Origin of the sequence: Candidatus Borrelia fainii, from assembly GCF_027925085.1 — a bacterium.
In the GTDB taxonomy this organism is placed as follows: Bacteria; Spirochaetota; Spirochaetia; order Borreliales; family Borreliaceae; genus Borrelia; species Borrelia turicatae.
This window is the reverse complement of sequence record NZ_AP027073.1, coordinates 36,064-42,063: the sequence shown is the minus strand read 5'-3', so window position 1 is coordinate 42,063 and position 6,000 is coordinate 36,064. Positions and strand designations below refer to the sequence as shown.

Below are 6,000 nucleotides of genomic sequence, written 5' to 3'. Positions count from 1 at the left end.
AGTTTATATTTGTATTGTATAATAATAATTCTTTTACTTAAACAACCTTCTTTTTTTCGACCTCTATAAATACATAGAAAATTTAAAAAAGCTTTGCTCTTAGTTTGAATATGAAGAAGAAGACGATGATGAATCAAACTATGAAAGCAGAAAAATAACACAAAAAACAATTAATCAATAGTACATATAATTTTAATACACTAAGTATTAATACAAATGATAATAATGTTATTAAAAACTTAATGGAAGCCTTTTTTTTCTTCAATGCAAAATGACTTTGATTTTAACTATTTCATTTGTTATTTAAAAAAACAACAAAAAAGTTAGCGACTGCTCTATCCACACTGCTGACAGATCAGCACTGACTGGTCTTTTCACCATGTTGTTAATTACATTTATTTATTTCAAGTTTATTTAATCTGATTCCTGAGTTCTTTTCTCCTACTCTTACAAAGTTTATTGCGATCTTTGAACTCACTTGAAATTGCCAGAGTTAAAGCTAAAAAACATCTAAAAATTTACAAAAGAAGGACTTGGGAAAAATTTTAATAATTTGTTAAACGCAACAGTATCATTAGGATGTGTATAATATCTTTGTGATTGTTTATTTGCAAATAACATATAATTTCCAAAATATCTTATCAATTATATCAACTGCTGAACCTACATTATATCATGATATAAGATAAATCCTATCTGGAAGGTTTATGTGAAGCTCTAAACTCATAACACACATCTTTAATACCATTCAATACTTTATCTTCAGGATCACCACCAAAAAGCGGAGATGGGGAATTTAAGAACATAAAATAATTATCAAAAACACTAGCAAGTCTACTCTCTAGTCTATAATGCTCTTCCGCATCTATATTAAGACTTTCATCTCTACCCTCTACATTAGGTGAATTGTCTCTACCATATTTAATATAACTAATCAGTTCTTTAACTTTACCCTTATCTTTCAGTTTTAATAAAAACCTTTTTATATATTCTTCTATCTTAAACACATCTCCTTTTAAATAAAAATTAAAATTAGCTGCGCTAGTATATGTTTTTGTAAATTCATCTTTTAATGCATTGACAAAAAAAGTTAATGTATCAAGCTCTTCTTTATTAAGTCCAAGATTACTTTTCCAATCTGATTTTAAATTAATACTTTCTAGGTCTTTCGATAAATGACCTTGATTACTATTATTTTTGAATAAATCACAACTTATAAAACAAGTCACACAAAATATAAAAACAAACCTACTATACATAAAATTCATATCCTTAGTCACCGCATATAAAATTCAATTATTTTCTATAAAATATATATCATTATTACAATAATTCAATAAAAGGGGAAACTTTGTTTACTATTTAATATTAAGCTTATCTTTTAATCTATTTAATGCTTTACTATCCAATTTTAACTTACTGGTATCTAAAGCAGCAGAAATTGCCATTATTTCTTCATAAGAAAATCTACATCCTTTTAAAATATGATTTTTAAAGCTTTTAGCAGCAATTGGCACAATTTTTTCAATAATATCAAGCAATATATTGGCATACTCACGCATTTCTTTTGATGAATTTTCATTAACTTCTTTCGATTCATTTAATCCCAATCTTAACTTTATAAAATGAAAAAGATTTTTTAAATCAATCTGCCAATACCATTCAGTATATAAACTTAGAGGCAAAACTATTCTAGATATTTCCTTTAAAACATTGCAATCTATCATATCTTGATATAGCTTGTAACAATATTTTTGACTTTTTTCTAACTCAATTAATATATCTTTAGTAAATTGAGGAGATTCCATTTTTTCATTCACACATTGATTACTATCAAGCTCTTGAATTTGTATATCTTCTGGAAGATAAAATTCTTCTCTCATTAAACTATAAGAACCAGATACTTCATTAATCCTAGCTGTTCTATGTCTCATCCATTGTCTTGCAATAAATATGGGAGCCTTAACATAAAAGGTAAAGACAACTTGTTCAAATGGACTTGTATGTTCATTTCGTATTAAATAATCAATAAGTTCATTATCGTCCCTTTTAAAGCTTTCACTGCGATATGAAATTCTTGCAGCCTGAACGATCCTATCATCACTACCCATATAATCAATAAGCTTTATAAAGCCTTTATCTAAAACTCTATAATCCTTATTTAATAAATCTTCTCTTCCCATATTAGTATTCAAAAAAACAACTTCTAAAGATAATTATTTTTAGAAACTTATCTAAATAAAATTTAAGAGAGCTCCATTGAAAAGAAGACTCTCCTTTTCAAACATTAGTATTATAAAATATATTTATATATATATTTTCTTATCTCCTAAAACCTACTAGAACAGATCTTGCTTCTTGAATAAGTTTTTCTATATCTTTCTTTCTTCCCATTACTTCACCTATCTTCAAAGAAGAAGATTCTAATTGACGTAAAGCATTTTCTGCATCACTTCGTGCAATTTCAGATAATTGCGCTGGTACATAAGATAATCTATGTCTCCAATTTGCTGAATTTTTTAATCTTTTGATAATGGATTCCTTTAAAGTGTCTTGTGCTCTCTTAAAAAAAAATTCTGCAGACCCTATACCTTGTATTGCAATATCAATTTCATTTATAAGCCTCTCAAAATTAGAATCTTCTTCCCTTACCCAACTGTACCAACGATTTACATTCTCTATCTCCATGCTATTTTTCCTAAATTTATCCCTTCCTAGACTCAACCCTTTGAAACTTCTTTTCTCTTGGAGTTTTGAGAGTATATTATACAAATCGACTCTTAATCGTTCATATTCATCTTTAAGCTCACGTGCATTCTCAATTAATTTAGCAAATCCAGAACCTTTAAGAAGACTTTCTACCCTTTCAATTTTTTCTTGTGCGTCTTTTTCGTCCTTAGTAAATGGAAGTAAATCTTCTTCGTTTATATTTATTTCTTCTAGATAAGGATAGTATGGGTGATTCTTAAATACTGGAATCTCTGTATTCATATTATTAACAGGCACTAAAGGAAAGTCCTGAACCACTTGATGTTTTACGCCTTCTTCCAATTCACCTTCTTGCTTTCCATCCTTAGGATTTAAATCTTCTACCTTGTTGCTTTGTTTTAAAGATTGTTCTCTTGATTTGAGCATCATTTCATTAAGGGTATTTATATCACATGAAAATAAACTTAAAAATATTAAAATAAATAATGGCAAAATACTCTTATTCATATCGCCCCCTAGCAGGTTATAACCCTACTTAACTTTTAATTCATAATAACTACCATAAAATGTAGTAAACTTAAAATAAAAGAACAAAAAGAACCTTTTAAAATACTACTACAATCAGTGTAATTTGTAATTGTTCAAAAGAGAACATAAGAATCTTACAAAGATACAATAAAAAATCAAAAGCTAAGAGCCATACCGCTCCTAGCTTTTTTTTATTGACTTTATTTTTCAGTTATTTACTTTTAATTAAAAACTAATCTTATAATAATTAATTAAATTATTTATTTTCTAGTTGGGTTTTTTCTGCCTTAGCAGGTGTAAGCGCTGTAATTGCAGATGTTACTGCATCCTTAGCAGCTGTTAACAAAGTCTTTATTGCTGTATGAAGCTCACCAAGTTCTTTAGCTCCTTTATCCCCATTCTTTTGTCCAATTCTATCAATAGCACTCTTTGCATTATCATCAGTAACTTCATTTTTACCAAGATCATTATGTTTGCTTTTCACTGTTTCTAAAAACTTATTACTTGAAGATTTAGCAGAAGTAACCTTTGCCTTTAATTCATCAGAAAGCCCTTCTTTATTCTCTAATAGTCCCAATTTAGTCTTTACAGCTGATATTACACTATGTACACCTGCAAGCAATGAGCCATTTTTGTCTTTCTCATCCTCAAGAGTCCCATCATTTTTAATTTTTTTACCAATAGCTTTAGCAAGCTCATCTATTGACTCAACTAAAGTATGAACTTCTTTTACATCAGCTGCAAAAGCAACAGTATCATTTATCTTTTCACTTACTTTTTTTAAATCAATTACTGACCCATCAGAAGTTGTTGCCTCCCCTTTTTTAACTCCTCCATTATTACATCCTATAAATAAAAATAAAGTCATTAATAACGCACTTAAAGTAATTCTTTTCATTATTACGTGCCTCCTTATTAACTTAAAGGGAGCAAGATAGTTAACAAACTTTGATAAACATAAAAAAGCTTAAGAACATAGATACTGTAATATTTTTCAAAGAATGTGTGTAATTAAACAATCAACAAAAGTGATTTTTGTAAAAAAAATAATTGACAGAAATTCAATTATTATTATCCAGGTCTTTAATATTGGACTTTAATGTTGCTTCTACCTTTTCAAGCTCAAGGTTAAAAGTAGTCTTTAAATATTTAATATCTTAATAAGTAAGTTAATTTTTATAATATCTGTAAGCAAGCTCAATAGCAATATATCTATTAATACCAGCTTTAGTTAAGATCAGTTATAACCATTTGTTGAGTAATTACTGGTTGTGCAAGTCCCATAAAAATACCCTTATATATAATTATAATATAATATGTTAAATGTTATAGGGAAGTTATGTAAGTAAAATGTGATTTAAGAGGTAACTAATATAACATAAAGTATTTAGTCTATTTTCTTAAGTTTATCAAAAAACTCAAATGCAATCGTACCATCAATCTGTTGTTAAAGGATTGTTACCAATAATATTTAGACCTAAGTATTATTACAGATAATAAAAAAGGAAAACAATTCTTATGAAAAGAAGAGTTTCCCTCAAATGACTTTATTTAATTATGTATGTTTTATTTATAAATCCTTATTGCTTTTCACTAGCTTCAGCTGCTCCAGTAGTAGTTTCAGACTGAACAGCTTTTCTTATCTTATCTAGATTGATTGCTACTGTTTTTCTAATTATAAAATCAAGAACTCCTAATACCTTATTTACAGCAGTTACAGCAGCAGCTTTAACTGCTTCAGTCTCATTAGCATGGGGTTGAGTAAACTTACCATCCTTAGTCATAGCCTTAAGAGCAACAGCAGCTGCTAGGTCTGCATTAGTAGCTGCAGTGCCTGCATTTGCAGCAGCAGCAGTACCAGTAGCTAATTTTCCAGCATCATCACCAGCAGCAGGGGCAGCAGGGGCAGCAACAACAGCGGAATTTTTAATCTTATCAATCATAGCCCATGGATCTGCTTTAGCAACTTCACCTGCTAGCTTAGCAGCATCACCTTCACTAGCTTGAGCATTGTTTGTTAATGCTTTAGGTCCATTACCATTATCTACTGTAGCACCAGCATTTCCTTTTTCAATATTTACTCCAGATTTTTCTGCTGCATCAATAATATTTTTAATTTCTCCAATAACAGTATTAACACTATCTTTATCAGCAGCAGCAGCACCAGCAGCACCAGCATCACCAATAACAGTATTACCAGTAGCACCAGCAAGTTTAGTTAAAGCAGCAATTAGTTTTTCAAAGACATCACTAGCACTTTTAATTGCACCCTTAACAGCATCAATTGCACTTTCATTAGAATTTTTTGATTCAGATATTTCATTTGATAGCTTTTTTAACTTATCATTAGTTGTTGAAAGTCCATAGCCTATGTTTTTAAAGTATTCACCAACTTTACTTCTATTGTCATCAGATTTAACTGATGTAAGTCCAAAAGCATCTCCAATAGCATTACTTAAACTAATAATGGATTGTAAGAATTTACTCTTAGGATCCTCAACATTAGCACTGCCACTCCCACAGCTAAGAAGTAAAAATAAAGTCATTAATAACGCACTTAAAGTAATTCTTTTCATTATTACGTGCCTCCTTATTAACTTAAAGGGAGCAAGATGGATAACAACCTTTGATAAACATAAAAACAGAAAATAAAAATAGATACACCTTTATTTACAAAGACTTCGGAGAATGTAACAATACTCAAAGATAAATTATTATTAATAAAATAATTTATTGGTTTTGGTAAAAAAATAACTGATATGT

Annotated in this window: 5 protein-coding genes; all 5 read right to left on the bottom strand. The window is 29.0% G+C overall.

The window, feature by feature from the left end:
- Positions 1-692: 692 nt before the first annotated feature.
- Entirely contained in the window at positions 693-1,259 is a 567-nt protein-coding gene (locus QMG63_RS05485; protein ID WP_425592813.1) for a hypothetical protein, read from the bottom strand.
- Positions 1,260-1,358: 99 nt separating this feature from the next.
- Positions 1,359-2,183, bottom strand: coding sequence for an FAD-dependent thymidylate synthase (gene thyX, locus QMG63_RS05480; protein WP_281862296.1), 825 nt, complete (start codon positions 2,181-2,183; stop codon positions 1,359-1,361).
- Between the two features lie 139 nt (positions 2,184-2,322).
- Positions 2,323-3,216: a P12 family lipoprotein gene (locus tag QMG63_RS05475; protein WP_281862297.1), complete on the bottom strand. Its 894-nt coding sequence runs from the start codon at positions 3,214-3,216 to the stop codon at positions 2,323-2,325.
- Positions 3,217-3,493: 277 nt separating this feature from the next.
- Entirely contained in the window at positions 3,494-4,135 is a 642-nt protein-coding gene (locus tag QMG63_RS05470) for a Vsp/OspC family lipoprotein (protein ID WP_281862299.1), read from the bottom strand.
- Between the two features lie 682 nt (positions 4,136-4,817).
- The gene (locus QMG63_RS05460; protein ID WP_281862301.1) at positions 4,818-5,813 is read right to left on the bottom strand and encodes a variable large family protein; all 996 of its coding nucleotides are present in this window, start codon (positions 5,811-5,813) and stop codon (positions 4,818-4,820) included.
- Between the last annotated feature and the right edge of the window lie 187 nt (positions 5,814-6,000).